Origin of the sequence: Halovenus amylolytica (assembly GCA_004015825.1) — an archaeon.
Classification (GTDB): domain Archaea; phylum Halobacteriota; class Halobacteria; order Halobacteriales; family Haloarculaceae; genus Halovenus; species Halovenus amylolytica.
Genome location: SAYS01000024.1, coordinates 11,913 through 34,774 on the forward strand (window position 1 = coordinate 11,913; position 22,862 = coordinate 34,774).

General features: G+C 55.0%; 20 protein-coding genes. 10 read left to right on the forward strand and 10 right to left on the reverse strand.

Annotation, left to right across the window (positions count from 1 at the left end):
- The first annotated feature begins 25 nt into the window (after positions 1-25).
- The 7 genes from EOW68_RS16385 (at position 26) to EOW68_RS16415 (ending at position 9,801) form a co-directional block, all read left to right on the forward strand.
- A complete protein-coding gene (locus tag EOW68_RS16385; protein WP_128226246.1) occupies positions 26-1,324 on the forward strand; it encodes a sulfatase family protein in 1,299 nt (432 codons plus the stop codon).
- The gene (locus EOW68_RS16390) at positions 1,321-2,565 is read left to right on the forward strand and encodes a sulfatase (RefSeq protein WP_128226247.1); all 1,245 of its coding nucleotides are present in this window, start codon (positions 1,321-1,323) and stop codon (positions 2,563-2,565) included. Before EOW68_RS16385 ends, EOW68_RS16390 begins: the two co-directional genes overlap by 4 nt.
- The gene (locus EOW68_RS16395; protein WP_128226248.1) at positions 2,562-3,749 is read left to right on the forward strand and encodes a glycosyltransferase; all 1,188 of its coding nucleotides are present in this window, start codon (positions 2,562-2,564) and stop codon (positions 3,747-3,749) included. The genes EOW68_RS16390 and EOW68_RS16395 overlap by 4 nt, the downstream gene beginning before the upstream one ends.
- On the forward strand, positions 3,742-5,001 hold the full coding sequence (locus tag EOW68_RS16400; RefSeq protein ID WP_128226249.1) for a sulfatase: 1,260 nt from the start codon (positions 3,742-3,744) through the stop codon (positions 4,999-5,001). Before EOW68_RS16395 ends, EOW68_RS16400 begins: the two co-directional genes overlap by 8 nt.
- Positions 4,998-6,257, forward strand: a complete 1,260-nt coding sequence (locus EOW68_RS16405) for a sulfatase-like hydrolase/transferase (protein WP_431359008.1) — start codon at positions 4,998-5,000, stop codon at positions 6,255-6,257. The genes EOW68_RS16400 and EOW68_RS16405 overlap by 4 nt, the downstream gene beginning before the upstream one ends.
- Before the next feature lie 95 nt (positions 6,258-6,352).
- Positions 6,353-7,474, forward strand: coding sequence for a glycosyltransferase (locus EOW68_RS16410; RefSeq protein ID WP_128226251.1), 1,122 nt, complete (start codon positions 6,353-6,355; stop codon positions 7,472-7,474).
- Positions 7,471-9,801 carry a DUF2206 domain-containing protein gene (locus EOW68_RS16415; protein WP_128226252.1) on the forward strand — a complete coding sequence of 777 codons (2,331 nt, stop codon included), beginning with the start codon at positions 7,471-7,473 and terminating at the stop codon, positions 9,799-9,801. Before EOW68_RS16410 ends, EOW68_RS16415 begins: the two co-directional genes overlap by 4 nt.
- 51 nt (positions 9,802-9,852) lie before the next feature.
- On the opposite strand, the gene EOW68_RS16420 is transcribed toward EOW68_RS16415, so the two are convergent.
- The 4 genes from EOW68_RS16420 to EOW68_RS16435 form a co-directional block, all read right to left on the reverse strand.
- Positions 9,853-10,827, reverse strand: a complete 975-nt coding sequence (locus tag EOW68_RS16420; protein ID WP_128226253.1) for an NAD-dependent epimerase/dehydratase family protein — start codon at positions 10,825-10,827, stop codon at positions 9,853-9,855.
- Between the two features lie 2 nt (positions 10,828-10,829).
- Positions 10,830-11,840 (reverse strand): sugar phosphate nucleotidyltransferase, encoded by a 1,011-nt coding sequence (locus EOW68_RS16425; protein ID WP_128226254.1) that lies wholly within the window; start codon positions 11,838-11,840, stop codon positions 10,830-10,832.
- A gap of 161 nt (positions 11,841-12,001) precedes the next feature.
- Positions 12,002-12,232, reverse strand: coding sequence for a hypothetical protein (locus EOW68_RS16430; RefSeq protein ID WP_128226255.1), 231 nt, complete (start codon positions 12,230-12,232; stop codon positions 12,002-12,004).
- A 37-nt stretch (positions 12,233-12,269) separates the two neighbouring features.
- Positions 12,270-13,529, reverse strand: a complete 1,260-nt coding sequence (locus EOW68_RS16435) for a glycosyltransferase family 2 protein (RefSeq protein ID WP_128226256.1) — start codon at positions 13,527-13,529, stop codon at positions 12,270-12,272.
- Positions 13,530-14,249: 720 nt separating this feature from the next.
- Here EOW68_RS16435 and EOW68_RS16440 point away from each other — a divergent pair.
- Positions 14,250-15,197 (forward strand): winged helix-turn-helix transcriptional regulator, encoded by a 948-nt coding sequence (locus tag EOW68_RS16440; RefSeq protein ID WP_128226257.1) that lies wholly within the window; start codon positions 14,250-14,252, stop codon positions 15,195-15,197.
- Positions 15,198-15,853: 656 nt separating this feature from the next.
- Here the strand turns inward: EOW68_RS16440 and EOW68_RS16445 are convergent.
- The 4 genes from EOW68_RS16445 to EOW68_RS16455 all read right to left on the reverse strand — a co-directional run bounded on the left by EOW68_RS16445 (position 15,854) and on the right by EOW68_RS16455 (position 19,323).
- Positions 15,854-17,797 (reverse strand): archaea-specific SMC-related protein, encoded by a 1,944-nt coding sequence (locus EOW68_RS16445; RefSeq protein WP_128226258.1) that lies wholly within the window; start codon positions 17,795-17,797, stop codon positions 15,854-15,856.
- 109 nt (positions 17,798-17,906) lie between these two features.
- Positions 17,907-18,542 (reverse strand): rod-determining factor RdfA, encoded by a 636-nt coding sequence (gene rdfA / locus EOW68_RS16450; RefSeq protein WP_128226259.1) that lies wholly within the window; start codon positions 18,540-18,542, stop codon positions 17,907-17,909.
- Between the two features lie 316 nt (positions 18,543-18,858).
- The gene (locus tag EOW68_RS18940) at positions 18,859-18,996 is read right to left on the reverse strand and encodes a hypothetical protein (protein WP_431359009.1); all 138 of its coding nucleotides are present in this window, start codon (positions 18,994-18,996) and stop codon (positions 18,859-18,861) included.
- A 99-nt stretch (positions 18,997-19,095) separates the two neighbouring features.
- Positions 19,096-19,323, reverse strand: a complete 228-nt coding sequence (locus tag EOW68_RS16455; protein WP_128226260.1) for a hypothetical protein — start codon at positions 19,321-19,323, stop codon at positions 19,096-19,098.
- An 84-nt stretch (positions 19,324-19,407) separates the two neighbouring features.
- On the opposite strand from EOW68_RS16455, the gene EOW68_RS18945 reads away from it, so the two are divergent.
- Both EOW68_RS18945 and EOW68_RS16460 read left to right on the forward strand, forming a co-directional pair.
- Positions 19,408-19,560: a hypothetical protein gene (locus tag EOW68_RS18945; RefSeq protein WP_431359010.1), complete on the forward strand. Its 153-nt coding sequence runs from the start codon at positions 19,408-19,410 to the stop codon at positions 19,558-19,560.
- A gap of 489 nt (positions 19,561-20,049) precedes the next feature.
- Positions 20,050-20,814 carry an IclR family transcriptional regulator gene (locus tag EOW68_RS16460; protein ID WP_128226261.1) on the forward strand — a complete coding sequence of 255 codons (765 nt, stop codon included), beginning with the start codon at positions 20,050-20,052 and terminating at the stop codon, positions 20,812-20,814.
- A 25-nt stretch (positions 20,815-20,839) separates the two neighbouring features.
- On the opposite strand, the gene EOW68_RS16465 is transcribed toward EOW68_RS16460, so the two are convergent.
- Together EOW68_RS16465 and EOW68_RS16470 are read right to left on the reverse strand one after the other, a co-directional pair.
- Positions 20,840-21,547: a lipoate--protein ligase family protein gene (locus tag EOW68_RS16465; protein WP_128226262.1), complete on the reverse strand. Its 708-nt coding sequence runs from the start codon at positions 21,545-21,547 to the stop codon at positions 20,840-20,842.
- A 171-nt stretch (positions 21,548-21,718) separates the two neighbouring features.
- Positions 21,719-22,795 carry a 2,3-butanediol dehydrogenase gene (locus EOW68_RS16470; RefSeq protein WP_128226263.1) on the reverse strand — a complete coding sequence of 359 codons (1,077 nt, stop codon included), beginning with the start codon at positions 22,793-22,795 and terminating at the stop codon, positions 21,719-21,721.
- Positions 22,796-22,862: the final 67 nt, after the last annotated feature.

Below are 22,862 nucleotides of genomic sequence, written 5' to 3' on the forward strand. Positions count from 1 at the left end.
CATCCCACGAGTCCAGTAGTCAACAGTGGCACGAAATATTGTGCTGGTTACGCAGGATAGTCTCCGGGCAGATCACTGTTCGTTTATGGGATACGACCGCAAGACAACGCCCGGATTCGACGATCTGGCCAGGGACGGTATCGTGTTCGAAAACGCGATTGCAGCAGGCGTCCCGACAATTGCCTCGATGACCAGTGTGATGACCGGTGAATACTCACTTGCCAGTCCAGAGATCGGGTTCGACACTCAGCAGCGTGAGCAGGTCACATTACGGAGAACGATCGCCGAGGCCCTCTCTGAAGCGGGCTACAGTACAGGTGCCTGCTCACCAAACCCTCCTGCCTCGTCCTATTTTGGATTCGACGACGGGTTCGACTGGTTCGAAGATTTCCTCCATCAGGATCGGGGGATACTCGAACGGCTCTGGCACAGAGTGCTCGACCGGTCGATAAAAGACGGCGGCCCGGCGACGTATCTCCGACTGCTTCGGAACCTGGTGCAACGGGAAGAGGTCCTCCGTCCCTGGAACGACTACTACCAGAATATTTTGGAGTGGCGTGAACAGGTTGAAGAGCCCTATTTTTTGTGGATCCTGTTACTCGAACCGCATCATCCGTGGATGCCACCGAAAGAAGGTCAGCAGTGGAGTTCGCGAACAGATGTCTATCGCTCGTTCAGTCATTACTGGGAGATGCTATCGAGCGGGTGGGAGCCGGAGTACTCGGAGCGCGAGCACCAGCGGCTCATTGATCTGTACGACGATGCAATCCGACACGGAGACCGGTTCGTCGAACAGCTCCGGCGCGATTTAAGCGATGATGATCCAGTCTTTATCATCCACGCAGACCACGGCGAGGAGTTTGGGGAACACGGCCGGTATGGCCACCAGCCATATCTCTACGAGTCGCTGATACACGTCCCGCTTGTAATCGCTAACGCTGGCGAGTCTCGAACGGTCAGTCAGCCGGTCTCTCTCAGGTCGCTCGCGACGACAATTGCCGACCTCGCGAATGCACCGAACGAGTTCGCCGGATCGAATCTGCTCACCGAGGAAATCGACGACGACCCGTGGGCCATTTCGAAAGTATTCGCTGAGGGGAAACGGCGGATATCGGTACGCACCGAGCAAGGGAAGTATATTGGAGACCCGGAGCGTACCGAGCTGTACAACCTCCAGATTGATCCGGACGAACAGGTGAACGTACACGACGAACACCCTGATCAAGCGGCGGTCTTCGATGATATCGTAACCAACCATGTTCAGGCGGAAGCCGAACGACGGACGATCAGTGACCACCCGGAGGAGTTGCTAGAGTTGATATGAGACGGAACATCGTACTCGTAACAGTCGACAGTCTTCGAGCAGATCACTGTTCGTTCATGACCGCTGGAGAGACAACCACACCGACACTCGACAGGATGGCTGCAGATGGCGCACGCTTCGAGAGTGCAATCGCACCGGGCCCCTCGACGCCCGAGTCGATGCCAGCGGTTTTCACCGGCAGATACCCAGTCGAAACCATCGATCCATCCGATGTCGACGAGGCGCGCACCCGCATCCGGCGGCACATGACAACTCGGGAAACGATCCCCGAGCGACTATCACGTCGGGGATATGCGACAGCTGGGTTCACACCGAACCCGTATACCTCGCAGTACTTCGGGTTCGACGCTGGCTTCGACAACTTCGAGGACTTTACCAATTCGGGCATACGGACCGCGGGAGATGGGCTTCTCCAGCGGTTCTCCCCGAACAGCGATGCCGTACAGGCGACCCGGATGTTCGTGAATCTCATCCGGCAGGAGGAAGTGTTCAAACCTTGGGAGGCGTACGCGGAGAGCGTTTCCAGGTGGATCGAGAGCACGGAGCAGCCATATTTCGCTTGGATACACATGATGGACCCACATGTGCCGTACATGGCACCACGGAGTTACCGTCACCAGAGCTGGTGGCGGACACTGCGCGCGAACGTGGCATTCTGGCGGGGTGACAACGAATCGGCGCTTGACCAATCAGTACTCGAACGGTTGCGGCAGGCGTATGTAGATACTATCCGGTACACGGACGCTTTCTTTGAGCACATTGAGTCCGTCACCGATGACGACACCGCCATCGTAGTACACGCAGACCACGGAGAGGCCTTCGGCGAGCACGGTAGTTACGGGCACGAGCCGTACCTGTACGAGGAAAATATCCACGTCCCTCTGGTGGTCAGCGGCGTCCCATCGAGAGTGATCGAACGGCCAGTCTCGCTACGGTCTGTCCCCACGCTTGCGGTACAGTTGGCCGAAGAGCAGTTCGATCCCGCAGCCCTTGGAACCGAGTTCGCAGTGAGCCGCACAGCAAAGCGTGAGCGTGTCGCGCTCCGCGGTCGTCGCCTCAAGTACATCCACTCGGAGAGTGGCCCCGAGATGTACGATCTGCGCCACGGGGAACACGAACAGTGCGAAAACGAGGACCTGCGTGCGATCTGCGAGGGACGTCTGCAACAGGTCGACGCCAATATGGCCGAAGGCCGGGCAGTGCGGACCGCCGCAAACAATATAACAGAGGGTCGTTCATGAACGTCTGTTTCTGTACCCACCGGCTGCCGTACCCACCTCTGGCCGGCGGGAAACGGGAAACGTACAAACTGATCGAGGGGCTCGACGCGGCGGGCCATACTGTCGATCTGGTGAGCTACAGCGATGATCCATCTCTCGCCGCCGAGATGGCCGAGTCCGTCGACTGTACGATCCACACCGTTTCCGGGCTGCCAAACCGTACGCCGACAAATCTAGCCCGGAATCTAGTCTCACGAGATCCATTACCCGTAATGAAAGCAGACAGAGACAAGTTCCGTACGACTGTCAGCGAACAGTCCAAAGACGCCGACGTCGTCCACCTCCACGCCCTCCAGACGTCGTTTCTCGCAAGAGGAAATTCGGTTGAAGCACCGACCGTGATCCGGTTCAACAACGTCAAATACGACATCTACAGACAGTTTGCCAGATTCACCGATAACCCCGCGAAGGCGGCCTACGCCTACCTCCAGTACTACAAGACGAAATCGTACGAACGGTCGATCCCGACCGCGAGTAATCTCTCACTGACGATTACACCGGAGGACCGCGAACGGTTGCTCTCGGATGGGGCGACACCGAACATCGATGTGCTTCCAGCGGGCGTCGACCCCTCCGAGTTCGATCTGCTCGACCACGATCCAGAGTCGCCAGTCATCACCTTCTTCGGGAGTATGGATTACCACCCAAACGAGGATGGTGTACGCTGGTTCGCTCGGGAGGTTCTGCCCCTAATCCGTGAGCAACGGCCGGGAGTAACCTTCGACGTGGTCGGCAAGGATCCATCGAAAGAGATCCGGGACCTCGATAGCCAGGAGAGCGTAAACGTCACTGGCTTCGTGGAGGATCTCGGTGTACACGTCGCCAGGGCAGCCGTCGTCGTGTTACCGATCCGTGTCGGAACAGGCATTCGCATGAAGGCACTCCACGCGATGGCGATGGGCAAACCGCTCGTCTCGACGTCGCTCGGCGTTCAGGGGATCGACGGCAAAGATGGAACGCACTTCTCTATTGCCAACGATAGCCCGAACGCGTTTGCCACAGCCGTTGTTGATCTCCTCGACAGCCCCGACCAGCAGGCAAACTACCGGCAGAATGCGCGCGAACTGATCGAACGAGACCACGACTGGAACCGGATCGCTCAATCACTGGAGGGCTTTTACGAAACGGTGATCGCCGATGTCTGATCCGCGAGCAGGCGGCGAAAACATCGTGTTCGTTACCGTCGACAGTCTCCGTGCCGACCGGTGTGGCTTTATGGGATACGACGAGCCGACGACCCCAACGCTCGACTCGATGGCTACCGACGGGTTCGTAATCGAGAACGCAATCGCACCGGGGCCGGTCACCCCCGCATCGTTGCCCGCTATGTTCACGGGGACGTACCCGCTTGCTGTCGACGATGACAGTCCGGGCGGAACGCCGGAACTTGGCTCGGCGCGGAGTCAGATCCGCCAGCACATGCAGACGCGTGACTCGCTGCCGGCACTGCTTTCACGACAGGGCTATACTACCGCAGGCTTCACGCCGAATCCCTGGACATCGCGGTACTTCGGATTCGACACCGGGTTCGATCACTACCGTGACTACATGTCTGAAGACGTGTCGAGCAAACTGTTCAAGCAGATGCTCTCCGGCGATGGATCGACACTCTCTTCGGCTGTTCGTCTCGTCTTGAGCTGGCTGCAGCGGGAGAACGTGTTCAAACCCTGGGAAGCGTTCTACGACGATATCGTCGCGTGGGCAACCCAGGCCCCCGAGCCGTACTTCCTGTGGGTGTTCCTACTCGACGTTCACTTCCCCTACCTGCCAACAGATCAGTTCCGTTCACAGTCCCGGTTGCGAGAGTACGAGGCGAACCTCCGACTCTACACAGAGACACAGGAGAATTACAGTGACCGGATCCACGAACAGCTCTCTGCGGCCTACGACGATGCAGTCCGGTACACAGATCAGTTCTTCGCCAGACTGCAGGCTGATCTCAACGATCCACTGATCGTCGTCACTGGTGATCACGGGGAGGCCTTCGGTGAGCACGGGACCTACACACACCAGGACTGCCTCTACGAGGAGAATATTCGGGTCCCGCTCGTGGTCAGCGGTGGTCCCTCCGGACGGATCACCGAGCCTGTTTCCTTGCGGTCGATCCCGGAACTGATCACTGGGCTGGCGGTCGACGGGACTGTTCCCGACCTAGGGAAGCCGTTTGCCATCTCGCGGACGAAAAGCGGCGACTCCCACGCTGCTCGCGGCCGTCGGGCGAAATACATTCAGCGCGACAACAGCACGGAACTGTACGATCTACAGTACGACGAGCAAACAGCTCTCCAGAACGAACCGCTCGAGCGGGTGTGTCGGACGGTCCTCGACCAGGCGCTGGAACACAGTGCCGAACAGGGCCGTCTGACCACGGCTGCAAAGGAGGTCGACAGGTCGTGAGTGAAAACATCGTACTCGTGACGCTCGACAGTCTCCGGGCCGATCACTGCGGTCCGGATAGCGCGGGCCGTGATCGCGCACCCACACTACGGCGGATCGCCGAGGAGGGCGTCGAGTACGAGTACGCCGTTGCGCCTGGGCCACGGACACCGTCGTCGATGCCGGCCATCTTCACAGGTGAGCACCTTGCACCGGTCTGTACTGAACCGGGTGACTTCTGGGAACGCCGCAGGTCGGTCATCCGCAAACACATGCAGCGCCACGAGACACTGCCGGAACAACTCCAGGACCGTGGCTACCACACCATCGGTGTGACAGTAAACCCCTGGACGCAGGACACTGCGTTCGACAGGGGCTTCGACGAATTCATCGAGATCAACGGCGAGACATTGGAGGAGTATGGCCCACCGACGTTTCGGGCCGCTGACTTTCTGTTAAAGAACACAGCACTCGGCGAACGGCTGTCCTGGTTCAACAAACGCGAGTGGTTCATCCGCTGGACGGACTTCTACGAGACGATCAGTGACAGGATTGCTGGAGCGCCCGAGCCGTACTTTCTGTGGGTGTTTTTGCTCGACACACATCAGCCGTATATCGTCTCGGAGCGGGACCGCGAGGAGAGTTCTGCCGCAGGGATGTACTACGCTTCTTTCCGAGAACTGGCGAACAACGGTGATATTCCAGACTGGGTGGACTCCAGATTGCGGCGCGCTTACAACGATAGTGTTCGGTCTGTCGACCGGTTTTTAACAAAGCTACTCGATGACACGGCAGCTGACGAGCCAGTCACCATCGTTCACTCGGATCATGGCGAAGCGTTCGGCGAACACGGGACCTATGGGCACAAACAACAGTTGTATCAGGAAAACGTTCGCGTACCACTCGTCGTTCACAACGTCCCCACAGCAGACACTCTCTCGGAGCCACTGCCACTCAAACGGTTACCAGAACTCGTCGAAGCAGTGACGACACCCGCGACGTTCGATCCGACAGCGTTCACGACCGATGCTGTCGTCTGCGGGACGGACGATGGCTCGACGGACGCAGTTACCACGTGCAACTGGAAGCTGATCAGAACCGAGTCCGGCGACGAACTCTACAATCTGGGTCGTGATCCCGAAGAACGCAGGAACGTCCTGTCACAAAAGGGGCCACAGAGAGCGCGGCTCGAACAGATCCTCCGCCCCCACCGGAGCCACCGGGCCGAACAGATTCGGATCTCCGAAGCAGTCAGCACGGAGGGAAAACAGCTATGAAGCAATCATCAACCGGAGTCTCTCGTAGTAGCACCCAGATATCACGCATCGAGCCAGAGACGCAGTCTGGAAGTACTAACGCGGGGTGTCTGTGAATGCGCCTCTGTATCGGCCACGGTGGTGATCTGGGAGAACCGAGCGGCGGCACAGACCGCGTCTCGGCGCTCGCAGCTGGTCTGGCCGAGCGCGGCGCCGAGGTAACACTCGTTGCACCCACACCCACTGCTGGGGTACCGGACCGGCTCGCTCCCGTGGACTGCAGCTACGTCGATACGCCGCCGTCGTCGGCGCTCAGAGCAGCAGCAGTCGCTCGGAGGGCTGCACAGACTGCCCGGAGAGACGGTGCTGTCCTTCAGTTAGAGCACTCGACACTTGCCGGGGTTGGCACACTCTCGGGTATCAACAGATACGTCCTCGACATGCACGACCTGGGGTACTCACGGTTCGATCACGTCGATACAGCCGTCGCACCGCTGCTGAAAACCGCAGTAAAGCGCCTCGAAAAACGGGGACTGAGCCGAGCCGATCACATCGTCGTCGTCTCCGACGTGATGGCGAACCTGATCCAACAGCTGTGGGAGGTCCCGGAACGGAAAATTTCCGTAGTCCCGAACGGGTACTTTCCGGAAACCATCGAGCCCTTCGGGCAGGTCTCCACGGAGACCGGCCGCGTTGTCTTTCTTGGAACACTCCACCCGAAGGTTGACATCGAGACCATCGTTTCGGTCGCCAACTCGCCATCGGTCAGAGAGATGGTCGTCATCGGCGACGGCGCACAGCGTGACCGGGTCGAAAGCGCCGCGAACCGGTGTGACAGTCTCCGGACAACCGGGCGGCTGCCGGACGCGGAGGCCTTCGAACTGGTCGCCAGTGCCGAGGCTGTGATAAATCCACAGACCATCTCGACCATTCAACGGTCGTCGTCACCGGTTAAACTCTACTACTACGCAGCACTGGGCAAACCGATGGTAGTGACACCGGGACCATCGGTGGTCGAGGAACTCGTCCGACACGAAGCGGCGATTACAGCCCGCTCGCGGCGTCATTTCGTCGACCGCGTTCAGGCACTACTTGAGGACGCGCCGCTCGCAAGACGGGTGGGCAAGAACGCACGGCAGGTAGCAGAACAATATATATGGGCGAAGAGGCTTGATGCATTTAACGAGGTTCACAGAATGCTAACAGAGTCTCGAGAAAGTGCGACCGGAGAGCGATGACTGTCGATAGATATCTCGGTCTACTGCCCGACCTTTCGGCTTTCGAGACAGAGCAGACAGTCACCTGTGAGGCAACGGAACTGGCACTTGGTGCGCTCGCTCTCTACGGATGCTCGGTAGTCGCGATGGTACTCACACCGGTACTCCCGGCTATATTTACGGTGCCACTCATCGTGCTGTCCCTGTCGTTCGTTCCCGGGATTCTGTTGCTCCTGGCCCTGCAACAGGAGCGACTCACTGTCAGTGCCGAGCACGTCCTGTATGCGTTCGGGAGTAGTCTCGTCATTCTGATGTTCACCGGCGCAGTAGTAAACATTCTCCTTCCATACGTTGGAGTTATGAATCCACTGATGGCCATTCCGCTTGCGGCCGGCGTCACAGTGGCCGTCGCAGTACTTGGGGTGATCGCTCAGTTGCAGGGTCAGGGCAAAACAGTCACTGTCAGGATCCCAGCGTTCTGGTCCCCGGAACCGCTTTCCTTGCTTTTGCTTCCACTTCTCACCATCGTCGGAGTGATTTTGATCAACACCACTGGGATCAACGTACTCATACTACTCCTGCTTCTCGTCGTTGCTGCAACACCGATCATTGCGATTCGTCGGTTGCAGGACCGCTGGTATCCGCTCACCATCTGGATGGTTTCACTGGCAATTCTCTACCACAAGAGCCTCTGGCAGTATGCAGGATTCGGCGGTCGTCCACACGGGATTACAGCTTGGGAGGCTGGTCGCTGGTCGCCGGGTATTGCATCAATCGAACCGTACTCATCAGAACTCCTTCAGAACGGGGTGCTGTTCCCGATGTATGCACGCCTGTCTGACATTTTTATATTGACTCAGTACGAGGTCGTGAACCCATTTTTCGTCTCGTTTATTCCGCTTGCACTGTACGTAGCTTTTCGTCAATACGTTAGTACCGAGAAGGCTTTGCTCGGGGCAGCACTGTTTGCGTTCTGTCACCCATTCTACTTACAGTATCCCACAGCTGGACGGGCCGCAACGCCTGTCATCTTTCTGTCATTGTTCGGAGTTACCATTTCGAATCACGATCTCCCATCCGGCTCACGGGGAGTCCTCGCTGTGCTTTTTCTCGCGGGTATCGTCGTCACACACTATGGGACGTCATACTACGTCGTTGCGGCCTTTCTTGTCGCAATTGTTCTTCTCTATTCGCTGTGGGCTGTAGACGAGGTGGTAACGAGGTTCCGCCACGGCGAGGTGGTGCAGGATGGCGGGACGGCCGTTGAGAAGGGGAGTGACGTTCCACGCCAACTGACAATTTTCTCGGTAGCGACGGTATTTTTCTTCATGACCGCCGCCTTCGGGTGGTATCTCTACACCCGGGGAGGATGGAAGTTCGACCTTCTCCCGCACCACTTTTACGATAATCTCAAGACGCTCATGACCAGTTCGACAGAGACCGGCAGAACGGCTGCCCGTGTTGAAGGAAATCAACAGATATCAGTCGAGCTATCCTCGTATATTTACATCGTATTGACTATTCTGATGGCGGTTGGATTTGCAGTCGTCTATTACAAACGAGTCTTCACCAGGGAGCAGGGCTTCGACGACGGCTATCTGACGATCGCCACTGCACTGTTTGGAATATTCGGGACGACACTGATACTGCGAAACTGGGGCGGCGGACGACCGATGATGATCACATTCTCGTTTACGACTGTGTTTGCTGTGATCGGGGCACTGTGGCTTGCAGACGGTCTCGGCCGAATCTCGGGCTCTCTGGGGCGACGAATTTCGTGGCGACCGTCTATCCCCGGACATATGATCCCCGAAAACAAACCGACCGGAACCCAGGCGTTTGCGAGTTTACTCCTGGTGTTTTTCATTCTCAACTCGGGTATTGCAGCGACGGTAGTGTTTGGAGGGTTCGCTCCGAGTAATGTACCGGCACAATCCACCCTTGTCGCTGATCAATCGCCAGAAAGTCAGGTCACAGTTCATAGAGACACTGACATAATAACGCATATCTGGATGATAAATAATCTTGATGAGAGACATGCTGTCTATGGCGATACATTCGGTGCGAGACAGTTCGACTGGTACCGTCCAGATGTGGCCGCTCGCACGCCACAAATTGGCGGTGGATACACCCAGGCTACGAAACCAGAAGTATTTGACATTGCACAGCAACGGGATGGGACACAGCCAGGCTATCTGCTAATAATGGGCCACAATTTGGAACTCGATGCAGTATGGCAAGGGAAGTTCAGAGAGCCTGCACCACTCAGAGAAATCTCTGTGAACGAGCGGAATCGGATCTACACTAACGGCGAGAGTGATATTTATTTTTACACCCGAATGGAATAAACAGTTTCACACTGAACCCGATTGCAATCGGTATGCGGTACGGATTAGTAATCAGCTATCAGGAGTCATTGCCCCTAACTCACGCTCGAAGTAGCTAATTGTCCTGTCAAGGCCCGTATGAAGATCAACAGTTGGTTCCCAATCGAGCGTAGACTGGATCCGGTCGATGTTGGGTTGACGGTAGTCGGGATCCTCCGTCGGCCGGTCAATATGGACGATTTCGGAGGATGTGTCCACAGTGTCTAGAACTGTTTCTGCGAGGGTGTTGATCGTAATTTCGTGTGTGTGACCGATATTGAAAACAGTGTTCGCGACCCTCTCGGACTCTGCACCACCGATCCGCCGGATGCCTTCGACCAGATCGTCGACGTAACAAAAAGAGCGGGTCTGGGTCCCGTCGCCGTATACTGTGAGATCCTTGCCCTGGATCGCCTGTGAGAGGAAATTTGGGATTACTCTCCCGTCGTCGTTACGCATTCGTGGTCCGTAGGTGTTGAAAATTCGCAGGATACGTGCGTCGAATTCGTACCGCTGGGCGTATGCGACCGCGAGTGCCTCTGCGAACCGCTTGCTCTCGTCGTACGGCGCGCGCGGTCCCCTAACGTTGACGTTGCCCGAGTACTCCTCACTCTGTGGATGGACCTCGGGATCACCGTAGATTTCGCTCGTCGAAGCGATCACCAGTTGTGCATAGTGCTCGATTGCCAGGTCGTAGACGTTTCGTGTTCCCTGACTGTTCGTCTGTGCGATTTCGATAGCGTGGGATTTGAAGTCTGCCGGGCTGGCGCGGGAGGCGAAGTGGTATATCTGGTCTACATTCTTGAACTCCGGGAGCGGCTCACGAATATCGTGTTCCAATTCTGTGAATCCAGCCTCATCAGAGAGATGTTCGAGATTCTCTCGTCGCCCGCTGCCATAGTTGTCGATCGACGTCACCCGGAACCCGTCCTCCAGAAGTCGATCAACGAGGTGGCTTCCAACGAACCCAGCTCCGCCCGTCACGACAGCATGCTCGCCTCTTGTCATTATTAGAGGTTTTCAACGACGCTGTTGTCGCCGACGTTCAGTTGCTGGGAGTTGCCCACGACTTCCGTGTTGTCACCCACGATGCTCGATTTGATATTTATATTCGTGAGCTGTGAGTTGCGCCCGACGATGCTATCTTGGACGATGGAGTTGTTTATCCTCGCCCCGTCGTCGATACTCACGTGCGGGCCAATAACGCAGTTCGAGAGGTCAACATTCTCGCCAATGTCGACAGGCTCCACAATCGCACTCTGTTGACAGTCACAGTCGCTACTGATCGGTACTTTGTCGAGACAGACGCGGTTTGCCTCCAGTAGTGTGTCGGGACGGCCACAGTCGTACCATTCCTCTACCTCGAAGGTGCCGAGTTGACAGCCTTCGTCGATCATGATCTGGAGTGCATCAGTCAACTGGTACTCGTTGCCAGCGCCACGTATGCCATTCGAGACGAGGTGATCGAGCGCGTCGAACAGTGCGACAGAGTCGTGAACGATGTAGACGCCACTAATAGCTAGGTCGGAGGGTGGATCGTCGGGCTTCTCGACCAACGAGCTGATGATACCGTCAGAGTCGATGTCGACGACGCCGTAGTGTTGCGGTTCAGTGACTGGCTTGACTCCGATCAATCCGTCCAGTCGATCTGACTGGTCTTTTTCGAGAAAAGTACTGTACCCGTTTTCGAAGATCATATCACCGAGTGCGATAACGACTGGTTCGTCACTGATTTCTGGGTCGGCTTGATAGATGCTGTGACCCAATCCTTCTGGGGAGGCTTGCTCAACGAAACTGAAATCGAACTCTGTTCCGTACTCTGAATTCGCATACTCAACTACCTGACTTTTCATCGGGCCACCGATGACCAAAACGACCTCTTCGACTGGCGTTCGAGTGAAGCTTTCGAGAATATGACCGAGAATCGGACGGCCAGCGAGCCGAACCATCGGCTTCGGTTTCGTGTGGGTATGTGGATACAATCGAGTACCCTGCCCTGCTGTCGGTATAATCGCTTTCATAAATCATAAAACTGAGTCAACTCATTAAAATGTATTCCTAAATTACAGTTCAGGCGGTTTTTCGGGATTCTCGGTACCGTATCGGTGACTAGTACTAGCAAACATGATACCGCGTCAACGACCGTATCGCACACCGTGTTACCGGTGGACAGATCGGGCTGTTACTCGTCGAGGTAGCCGAGCGATTTCAGCCGATCCTTGACTTCCGCCTCGTCGACTGGTTCGAAGTCGTCGTCTTCGGTCTCCTGCTCGACACGGTACAGCACTTCCTCCATCACGTAGGTGATATACTCCGCAGGTGAGTCGAACTCTGTTCGTGGCAGCCGGTCTTCAACCCGGTCAACGATACGAGCTGGGAGTTCGGTCGACTTGGTAGCTTCTTTTGAGGTCATCAGTGTTCAACTGAAAATAGAACTATAATAAATGTTTTCACTCACGTGAACTTTGCACCGCGGTGTTCATGAAAAACGAAGAGAAGACAGTCTGAATTCCGACAATGATAGCTGTGAGCGCAATCAGGGCATCCATCGTGTACGCTGCAGGCAGGACTCCGCCCGTCAGTCGGAAATATACGAGGAATCCAGCGTATAGTCCGCCCAGACCGAACAGGAGACAGCCAACTGCAGCCCCACGTTCGAGTGTAACATGTTCGGTAAAGACCTTCGTAAACACGTCTTCAGGCTGACGGATCGGATCAGTTATGACAGTCGAGAAGACGCCCAACTGGAACACCTGGAACCCGACGACCACCAGGAGCGCGCCGGTAATGAACGTGAGGACACCTGGGTTCGTGCCGTCGATGCGGACCCCGGTGTAGGTAACCCCCATCACGAGCAGTCCACCTAGAACCAGCAAGAGCCCGGGGATCGAGAACAGGTACCCTGGCGCATTCTGGAGCATGAATCGGACGTGTCGCCAGCCGTCCCGGAAACTGTCAAGTGTCTCCTCGCCTTCCCGCTCGTGGTAGACGATCGGGACTTCGACGATATTGAGTCCGTTGACGCTTGCCTCCATGATCATCTCCGAGGCAAACTCCATCCCGTTCGTTTCGGGATCGATCGTCTCCAGAGCCCCCCTGGTGAAGATACGGAACCCACTGTGAGCGTCACTGACGCCCGCGTCGTAGAAGACGTTGAGGAATTTCGTCAGCAGTGGGTTGCCGACGTACTTGTGTAATGCCGGCATCGAACCCGGTCTGATCTCACCGTTGAGACGGCTTCCAAGCACCATATCGGCATCCGATTCGAGGAGATGGCTAAACAACCGTGGAATCGACTCGAAATCATAGGTAGTGTCTGCATCACCCATGACTATGTATTCGCCACGGGCGTGCCTGAACGCGTACCGGTACGCGTACCCGTAGCCCGATTCGTCCGGGGTGTAGACAATCGCACCCATCCGGCGGCCGATCTCCGGTGTCCAGTCCGTCGAGCTGTCACTGAGGATAATTTCAGCCGGAACGCCCAGCTCGGCAATGGCGGTTTTTGCCCGCTGGATACACTCCGCGATGCCCTCTTCCTCGTTCAGTGTCGGCATGACGATACTGAGCGTGGGAATTGTCTCGCTGTCACGCTCGACAAGCAATTTGTCCGCGTCGTCAACCTCCCCGTCCGAATTGGGGACTAACTCCTCGACATCCGGACCCTTCTCTCGTGGGCGCGACGTGTCTCGTTGTTCGGGGGTACTCATCAGGACCCTCCGATGTCAGACGTCGCCGTCCGATGGTCGTAGACAGTTCTTCGCTGGCAGTCAGCCGAACCGCTTCGTACTCTTATCATGCGTTTCGCGTGTTGATTGTATCGGGAGTTGTCCGGCCTTGCACATAGTGGTAGCCGGACGACTTCGTTTCTGACGACCACTACTCTGCTCGTGGCTGGTCTCTGTCAGTTTGCACGGTCGTCTGTCTTGGCGCAAACTGTTGTCACTCCAACTTATTCTTAACTACAAGTTATAGTTTTGGTTACCCCCCGTTCCAGACAGAACAGGCGTAGCAAAGTGTGTTCTCACTAACGAAGCGAGTTTTAAACTGTAGAGTGCGTTGTATTCGTAGCGTTTCGTAACATGTGTGTGTCAACGGCTAACGAAGCGGGATTACGTTTGCACGGAAACTAACTATGTATAGTAATATTGTTAGTACTGTCCGAATGACTCCGACAGAGATCTTTTATTAACTCTTTAATTTATATAGTGATATCGGAAATCAGAACGAAAATCTTGCAACAGGCAAGAAAAATCACAGGACGTACCCACTGTGTTACTGGATTGACTCCCACTTGACAGTTGTAGACTAGTATCTACTATTGACAAAACGTGAGTAAACATTTCATACTGTAGGTGTAGGAAGATAATATTTAAATTCACAACTACTATCTACTCCAGTTGTACGACCATCGAATCAAAGTTGAGATTATGAGTGAACCGACTGGGCACGGAAACCGGATGCAAGAGAGCGCAACGCCGAGAGCGATGGTACACAAGAAGATTCTTGACGCAGCGAAAAACCACCCTGACTCGTCTATTGAGGGCCTCGCAGATCGGATCGGCGGTGCAACCATCCAGCTCGTCGAGCGCGTCCTTGACGAGTACGGCGATCCCGCGGAGTCTGAGAGTTCCGAGATAACGGAACAGATCGTCTCGGATCACCAACTCGGGGAAAAATCAGCAGACGCTATGGATGAAACAATGAGTAACGAACAGACAAACGGAACAGAACCGAGCACAGAGCCGGCGACAAACAGTACGACACCGACAGGAGACGCCAGCCAGAGTATACAGAGGGCAACGGAAGCAGCCGACACAACGACGGAAACAGCCGTCAGAGAGTCGACAGGCGACCAAACCGAGGGCGGTACCGGGCAATCACAACCGCAGGGATCATCCACCATTCACAGTGACCAAACCGAAACCCTGCACCAGGACCCGGAGAATCTCACCGAAAAGCGACTCGAAGTGTTGCGTGCGATTCACAATCGACCGCACGCAACACAGGCCGAATTGGCGGACCAGCTAGAGGTTAGCCGCGCGACAATCAGCCAGCGGGTCAACGCAATCGAGGGCTTCGAGTGGGCGGACCGCCAGGAATACATCGATGCCATATTCGACGGAAACGGACCGATTTCCGACGGGATGGGAGTGTCCCAAGAAGAACTCGCGGCCCGGATCAATTCCCTCACCGATCGGATAGAACAGTTGGAAGAAACCATCGGAGAGTTATCTGAATCCCGTTCCACCGCATTTGATGATCCCGAACTCGCCGCTACAGTTGTCAGAGCCTGTCTCGACTCAGACACCGTGACGGAACAACAGGAACAAGAAATCATCGTCGAAATGATTGAAGCAGGCCGGTATTCGGCATAACTTAGTCGATTCGGTGGGCCTGTGAGCAAGCAACAAGCGGGAGTCTGTAAGATGAAGACGGCTCTGATCCACTCCCTGTGATTCTCCTTCAGGAAGGCTTGGCGCCTGAAATTAGATAATACAAACTACTGAAGGACCTGTTTACTCGAGATGTTGTAATTTTCATATTAGGAAAAATCCAAAATTTCCCGCCTTCCAGGCTTGAGTCGTACCAATTCTATTAAGTACACTAATTAATCATAACCAATATCTATAACTCGGTATTCATAATGGTTATACAGGTCTTAGATTTAGTATAGAAATTATACAGAATTTTAAACGTCTCCTATCGTATCATGCGGTTCTTACATTCGTAGTTGTCCGGATGTTCCGGGCGGCCAACATCGAAACGACCGAACCGGTAATATCGTGGCATCTACAGACATGATGGGGACACAGTTCGAATTCACCCTCAAACAGATTAGAGTAATAGGCGAGGGCTATCGATCCACTGAGCGTTAGGTCTGGCATCAACACCACTGCACAATCCTCTTCAGGACTTTGATGTTGGTGTTTAGCTCTGAGTTGGGAAATATCTACGTCAGAAGATTAATACTATCAAATAATTACTAATAACAATACTGCTATTATTTCAATATCGAGATCGCTAAACCGTGTTAGATTTCGGAGATACGGTGATACTCCTCCGAGAGTGCGGCGGCGTCTTCCGGGAGGAGCGCGACGAGAAGATAGCCTGCGGACTCCTTCAAGTGGTCGATGAGGGTTGCGATCCGGTCGGAATCGATCGCTTCCAGCGAATCTAGCAGGATGAACGGCATTTCTTCGTAAAGTTCGTGCGCGAGATAGCCCGCGAGCGCGAACACGAGCCCCGTCACCTCCCGTTCGGATTCGCTCAAATGATCGATCGTGTCCTCGTAGGCAGCTCCTGAAGCCGTTGGACGAACGACGTGGAGTTCGAAGGCGCGTTTGTCCACGTTTCGACGGCCCTCTTTCACTGTTCGCTCGACGCGTTCGAGCCAGATGCGATCGAGGTTATCGTAATCGAGTAGTTCCAGAACCGTCTCCATGTGTTCGTTGAACTCCTCGACGGCCGTCTCTTCGATCCGGTCGATCTTCGTCCGGAGATCCGTGATCTCGTCAGTGACTGCTTCTAATTGGGCGCAGATCTCGTCTTCCTGGTTGATCTGGTCTTCGATCTCGGTAATCTCCTCGGTGACGCGCTCGAGATCCCTCTCCATCCGACCGATCTCGTATTCGATCTGGTTGGCCTCCCGGTGTAACTCCAAGATACTGCTGTAGTCCTCTTCTTCGAGCTCGTCGACGGTATCCTCGATATCGGAAATTTCCTCTGTCAGGTTGTCACGGTTTTCCTGGAGTTCGTCGATCCTGGCTTCGGTGTCTTCGATATCTGTCTTGAGTGTAGTGCGCCGGCGCTCAAGTCGGTCCCGTTCCTGTTGGGACTGCTGGAGTTGATTCCGTTGGTCGGTAAGGTCTTCGAGTTTTGCATCGATATCACTCACCTCACTGACTGTCTCGGCACTGACCTGCTGGAGACGCTCGATCGTTGTTTCGATCTGTGCTTGATCGACTTCGCTTCCACAGGTCCAGCACGTGACTTCACTATTTGCAAGCAGTTCATCGGTGACAGCCCCCTCGTCAACATCGGTAATCCGAGCGAGGAGATCACCGTCGGTGTCAGCCAGCATCTCCTCGTTGAACTGAATGACGCTTTGGAGTTCGGCGATCTCGGTTTCGAGCGTCTGTTTGCGGGTGCGGAGCCGCTCGATTTGGGAGTCGATTTCGTCGAGGTCTCCGACAGGAGTCTCCGGAAGTTCGTCCAGATCAGCCTCGACCTCGCGCTGCTCGGTTTTGAGCGCGTCGAGACTTTCCCGTTCGGTTTCCAGTTCGTATCGGATGTCGTCGAGTTCGGAGCGCTTCTCTTGGAGTTGGTCGAGGGCCTCTTCGAGTTCGGCTTTTTCTTCGCGGGTTTCTTCGATGTCCGCATCGGCGGCTTCAAGATCCGCTTCTATCGTTTCGAGGTCGGCTTTCTTTTCTTCGATGTCCGCTTCAAGCTGGGTGCGCTGTTCTTCGAGCGTGGGGATCTCGCCTTTCAATTCGTCAATCTCGTCGAGTTCTGTTTTGAGTTCCGCGCGTTCGTCCATGAGGTGATCGATCCGTGCTTGGATGTCGTCGGTATCGACTGGCCGCATAATAATATCTCGCAGGTCGTCACCGCGCGCGACAGCCCGGCGGGCTTCGTTCGAGTCGAGTAGAAACGCGAACAGGTCCGCAAGTTCGGGGTCATCGAGATATGGCTCACCCTCGGTGACAATATGATCCGACCGACGTGAGAGTCGGCGCGTATACATTTCATCACCGAGAGCCAATTCGACGTTCGCTTCTTCAGCGTCACCTTTCATTCGGACGTTATCGCTACCGAGCGAAGCCATGACGGCTTCCAGCAGTGAGGTGCGATTGGTCGCGTTCCGTCCGACCAAAATCGTCACGCCTGGTGAGAAGTCGACAGATGTCTCGGTGATCCCACCGATATTCTCAACCTGAATTCTACCTTTTTTACGGGGACGTTCTTCCAAATTCACGGATTAGGAAAGTTGCTGAGGGCGTAAAAATTTTTTGTTGCCGCAAGGGTTTTTTTATTCACGGATTCAGTATACACTGTACAGTTCCATAACAACCGTACTGTTGTTATCAAATGTTAACGTCAGCACAGTCACATCCGTCTCGTTCGAGGAGTTCATCGACGGAATACTTGGTGCCGCAGTCTTCACAGAGGACGGTTATCTCGACAAAGGTCCGGAAGTCTCCGAGGACGATGTGGTCAGCGGACGCGAGTTCTTCGAGTTTGCTTTGGGTGACGGCACTGGTCCGTCCGCGGAGTCGTTCAAGATTTTTTATCTCGGTTTGGAGACGGTCGGCGTCGGCCGGAGAGTACTCGGCGTCGCGATACTCCGTGAGATACGTTCTAATGGCCTGGTACGTCACAAAGTCACCGAGAAGCTCATCGACATCGACTCCCTCACGCTCGAGGCGGCGACGCGTACGCGTCCGGTCAGCGTGACTTACCTCCTCGTCGGTCAACAATCGATAGACGTTCACGTGATCGTCGTCGAACTGTTGAACGCCGGCTTCTGCCATCGCCTGCGCGAGAAGTTGATGATTGAAAAACTCCGCCAGGTCGCGAAGGCTCTGGCGTTCCTCGGGTGGAGCCGTCCACGATTGTTCGAGTTCAGCACCGACTCCCTCCAGTCCATACTCCTCGATAAGTCGTTCCACTTTCGATCGACGCCCAGCCGTCTGATTTGGTTTGTCGGCGGAATCGGTCATGGTATGTACTCTGTATGAGGCATACAAGAGAGTTTATACTACCCCGTGAGTCGTGGCTGCCGGCGACGACCCGTCGGGAAATAGAAAAATGCTAGTTGTTCGGGATGGTCAAGTGGCGAGTTGTCGAGTGGAGCGAACAATGATTAGGTGAGGTTGACTCTGATCACGGTAGCCGTCCGAAGGACCGGGTTTGGAAGTTCCTCGGCTAACTTTTCCGCTCGTTTACAGTACTTTGGGCCAGAGACGCTCACTGGTCTATAAACATCTCCTTCACCCGAGACGCTCGGGACAGCTAGGCACCACATCCTTTCGCCATTCACATATCCAGAATCATCGCGAGTTGTGCCTCGCGCTTTATTGCAACCTCGCGTTCTCGTTCAAGCGCGTCGACCAGCCGGTGGGCCGTCTCGTCAAACGTCATCTCGTCGCCGTCTATCTCCGACAGCAGTTCCACACTCGTCGACTCGCACCGTTCGATCCAGTCGTCTCGGAGCTCCGACGCTCCGTGGACAGCACCCGTGATTCCACCGATCAGGCCCGCGATAGTATCGTCCTACCGTCCGAAGCTGGTACCTTCGACGATAGATCGGTTCGGATCGCCGTCGGTGAGATCCAAGATCGCCGTCACAACCGGGCCGATCTTGAGCGGACTAAAGCTGTGGTTTCTCCCTGCCAGGTACTCCTCTCGGTCCCACACGATAATAGACCGCCAGTTGAGCATGCTGTCATAGAATGATACGGTGAACTCGTCAATCGAGTCACTCTCTTCGACCTTGGCCATCGCCAGATCGATCGCACGGAAGACCGGACCCGAGACGCGTTTCCGCAGTATTCGGGCCGCGAGTGACCTCTCGTTCAGATTTCAGTGGTTGGCGGTGGACGAGAGGGCGAGTTCAAAGTCGACGATCTGGATATCTCAGAACATCCGTGGGTCCGCGAAGAATTCGAGCGGACGATGGCTGCACGAAAGAAACACGGGCCGCCATTGCCGCCGAACGTGGACGTCGAACTCCAGTGAGTTGGACGTGGGACCGAACGCCGCTGAAACGATTCGGATTCACGTGAGAACGATTGTGACAGGAATGTCGGAACTGGACAGAACGAACTGAGTTACGCTCTCGAACAGTGGCTCTGTTGAGTCACCAGACAGCGACGGGATAGATAGCTAATTCAAAGGAATTGAATCGGAAGATTCGGTTGTCCATGACACAAATCTCCCGCTTCACTGGATTGTTCCGATTGCTCAGGTTGTTACCGATGATGGAGACGAGGAACTTATTACGACCTGATCGGTGTTGTTTCGAAATATTCGTAATACTCATGCTCGTAATGTAATAGCATACCACGATATTGTGTTGTATACAACACCAATTCCGAGAATTTCGAATTTTATCATAACGATTGACACCTATCTAATCAAAATAGGCTCGGTACAAATCATCTCGGAATAATTTGACTTTTCGAAATAACCGGAACAATAATTATAATTGCTCTGCTACCCTGTGGCATGTCTTCAGGCCCACTCAAATCTCTCTCCCGTGCGAACCGGATCGTGGAGAGACTGGTCGAAATGCAGTCAGCAACTGTACGAGAACTGGCCGATGATTTTGACATGCCACTGAGCACGATGTATGAGTATGTCAATACACTTGAAACAATCAATTATATAACAAAAGGACCAGATGGCCACTATCGTGTGAGTTCGTTTTTTCTCAAAGTCGGTAATCAGGTTCGACGCAACTACGATATGTATACAGTTGCTGAGCCGGAGATCCGTCGATTAGCCGATGAAACGGGCGAATTTGCTGGTTTGATGATCAAAGAAAACAATCTTGGGGTACTTCTCTCGATGAAGAAGGGGGATAAGGTCAAACGCCTGCAGGTAAATCGGACGTATCCGGGGGTCAAATCACGGCTCAATACGACTGCCTATGGGAAAGCGATTCTCGCACAACTAGACGACGAAGAAATCCGGAGTGTGACTGATCAGTACGGTCTCCATCCACGAACAGAAAAGACAGTTACAGAACTTGGGCCGCTGCTGGAAGAGATGGAACTCATTCGCCAGCGGGGATATGCACTCGACGACGAGGAGTGCTTCGAGGGAATGCGTGGTATCGGTGTTCCGATTGTGAGTGAGACAGATAATCTCATAGGTGGGATTGCGCTGTATGGACCGCCAAACAGACTTGATGACGATTCCTTCTTCGGGGAATACCCTCCCGTAGTACAAGAGTATGGAGATATCATTCAGGGAAATCTCGAATACTGACTGGAGGAGCTGGTCGTCATTGCCTCTAGCTGGGATTGTCTAATTGAACCGCTGAAACGTCTTCCAGCTGGACCGCTGACGGATCGGTACTGTTTCCCGGAATGAGAGCCGCTTCGACAGCCTGGCGGACTTCTTCGGGACTCGCCGAACTACCCGCTTGACGGACACTACCTACCGCGTCTGGGTCGAAGGGGATCTGTAAGTGCGTATAGACCGGTTCGAGAACGTCGACGAGTTCCTCGTGATCACATGGAACGACGATGCCAGCTGTCAGTGCAGCATTCCGTCGAATGCGCTGTGCGACGCCGACGATTTTTCCCGTCGCTGATAGTGAGTGTGAGCCGGGACAGAAGGCGGCATTGGGCTCACCCCGGTCGGCATCGATACCAACTGCATCGAGTGCCTGCCAGAGTTGGTCGACAACCCGATCGTAGCGGTCTGTCAGTCCTTTCCGCTTATCACTCACTGTATCGACGTGTGCAAAACAAACGGTCGTGCCAGTGTATGCAACCGCTCTTCCACCAACACTGCGCTCGATAATTCCATATTCCAGCTCTCTGGCGGTTTCAGCTGCCTGCGAATAGCCATCAGCTCGGACATCACGAGGCCCAAAGGCAACGTGTCGATGTGGGTGCCACACCCTGATAGCCGGCTCTGTCGGTTCGGATAACAACGAGTCCGTTACTGCCCGGTCTTTCTCGATAGACGACGCACGACCACGAATCACTCGCATACCTCATGTCAAGAGCGCCCACTGAATAAACATTACAGCTTTATGCCATGGTTCGTCTCTGATCATGATCTTTCCTTCGAAAGAAAGTACTGCAGTATCGCGATTCGTTCGGCTACACGAGGTGGTATCTCTCCCTCTTTCGTCGGCCGACTCCGGGTTGTCGTGTAATTCCTACTCGTTTGGTTTGACGAGGATTTTGACGTGGTCGCTTTCGGGGTCGATGAGCCGTTCGAATCCGTCGTCGACGATTTCCTCCAGACCGATACGGTCTGTGATGAACGGTTCGGGATCGAGTCGGCCGTCGGCGAGCATATCTATTACCATACCGTACTCCTCGTCGGACCGCGGACCGCCGAGATACGCCAGCGTCCCGGTAACCGTCCGTTCACCCAAAACGAGGTTGTTGGGGTGCGTGCTCACTTCTTCCTCCCAGATGCTGACGATGGTCGTGCGACCACTCGGGGCCGTACTTTCGACCGCCGCGTTGAACGAGGCTTCGACGCCTGCGACCTCGAAGGATACGTCAACACCGCCATCAGTGTTCGAAGTGATGTGTTCAATAGCATCCGTACTCGTGGGATCGATGAGCTCGGTCGCACCACAGTCCGCCGCGCGTTCGCGTCTGGCGTCCCGGGGCTCCGAGACGAATATCGAACCCGCACCGGCCGCCCGGGCACATTGAATCACAGCTAGCCCGATGGGTCCAGCACCGAAGACCGCGACCGCATCGCCAGCACGGAGTCCGGAGCGTCGCACAGCGTGTAATGCAACGCTTAGCGGTTCGACCAGCGCCCCGTACTCGATCGGCACGTCGTCGCCGAGTGGTACTGCGTGTTCTGCATCTAGGACGACGCTTTCGGCGAATCCACCGCCGCCGCCCGACAGTCCAACGAAACCGATCGAATCACAGATATGGTAGTTCCCTTCCTTGCACTGGCGACACTCACCGCAGTAGAGAATCGGATTGATCGCGACAGCGTCACCGACTTCTAGCCCCGTCACCGATCCGCCGACTTCGGAGATCGTTCCGCTGAACTCGTGACCCATCCTGATCGGTGCGGTCTCCTGTGACACCGGATGTGGCTCGTCTCCAGGGACGAAAATCGGCCCCGCGGTGTACTCGTGGAGATCCGAGCCACAGATCCCGCAGGAATCGATATCGATCCGGACCTGTCCGTCTTCAACAGCGTTTCGTTCGACGTCTTCGACACGAATGTCTTTTCTGTCGTGGTAGGTTGCTGCTCGCATAGCATTCGACGATTGGCGGGAACCATAATAAATATACATGTAAAATACGACACCACCGAGTTGTACT

Excerpts from the sequence above, each read along its gene's own strand:
- EOW68_RS16390 (WP_128226247.1), top strand. The coding sequence starts at position 1,321 with ATGAGACGGAACATCGTACTCGTAACAGTCGACAGTCTTCGAGCAGAT.
- EOW68_RS16395 (WP_128226248.1), top strand. The coding sequence starts at position 2,562 with ATGAACGTCTGTTTCTGTACCCACCGGCTGCCGTACCCACCTCTGGCC.
- EOW68_RS16400 (WP_128226249.1), top strand. The coding sequence starts at position 3,742 with ATGTCTGATCCGCGAGCAGGCGGCGAAAACATCGTGTTCGTTACCGTC.
- EOW68_RS16410 (WP_128226251.1), top strand. The coding sequence starts at position 6,353 with ATGCGCCTCTGTATCGGCCACGGTGGTGATCTGGGAGAACCGAGCGGC.
- EOW68_RS16415 (WP_128226252.1), top strand. The coding sequence starts at position 7,471 with ATGACTGTCGATAGATATCTCGGTCTACTGCCCGACCTTTCGGCTTTC.
- EOW68_RS16420 (WP_128226253.1), bottom strand. The coding sequence starts at position 10,827 with ATGACAAGAGGCGAGCATGCTGTCGTGACGGGCGGAGCTGGGTTCGTT.
- EOW68_RS16425 (WP_128226254.1), bottom strand. The coding sequence starts at position 11,840 with ATGAAAGCGATTATACCGACAGCAGGGCAGGGTACTCGATTGTATCCA.
- EOW68_RS16430 (WP_128226255.1), bottom strand. The coding sequence starts at position 12,232 with ATGACCTCAAAAGAAGCTACCAAGTCGACCGAACTCCCAGCTCGTATC.
- EOW68_RS16435 (WP_128226256.1), bottom strand. The coding sequence starts at position 13,529 with ATGAGTACCCCCGAACAACGAGACACGTCGCGCCCACGAGAGAAGGGT.
- EOW68_RS16440 (WP_128226257.1), top strand. The coding sequence starts at position 14,250 with ATGAGTGAACCGACTGGGCACGGAAACCGGATGCAAGAGAGCGCAACG.
- rdfA (WP_128226259.1), bottom strand. The coding sequence starts at position 18,542 with ATGACCGATTCCGCCGACAAACCAAATCAGACGGCTGGGCGTCGATCG.
- EOW68_RS16455 (WP_128226260.1), bottom strand. The coding sequence starts at position 19,323 with ATGGCCAAGGTCGAAGAGAGTGACTCGATTGACGAGTTCACCGTATCA.
- EOW68_RS16460 (WP_128226261.1), top strand. The coding sequence starts at position 20,050 with ATGTCTTCAGGCCCACTCAAATCTCTCTCCCGTGCGAACCGGATCGTG.
- EOW68_RS16465 (WP_128226262.1), bottom strand. The coding sequence starts at position 21,547 with ATGCGAGTGATTCGTGGTCGTGCGTCGTCTATCGAGAAAGACCGGGCA.
- EOW68_RS16470 (WP_128226263.1), bottom strand. The coding sequence starts at position 22,795 with ATGCGAGCAGCAACCTACCACGACAGAAAAGACATTCGTGTCGAAGAC.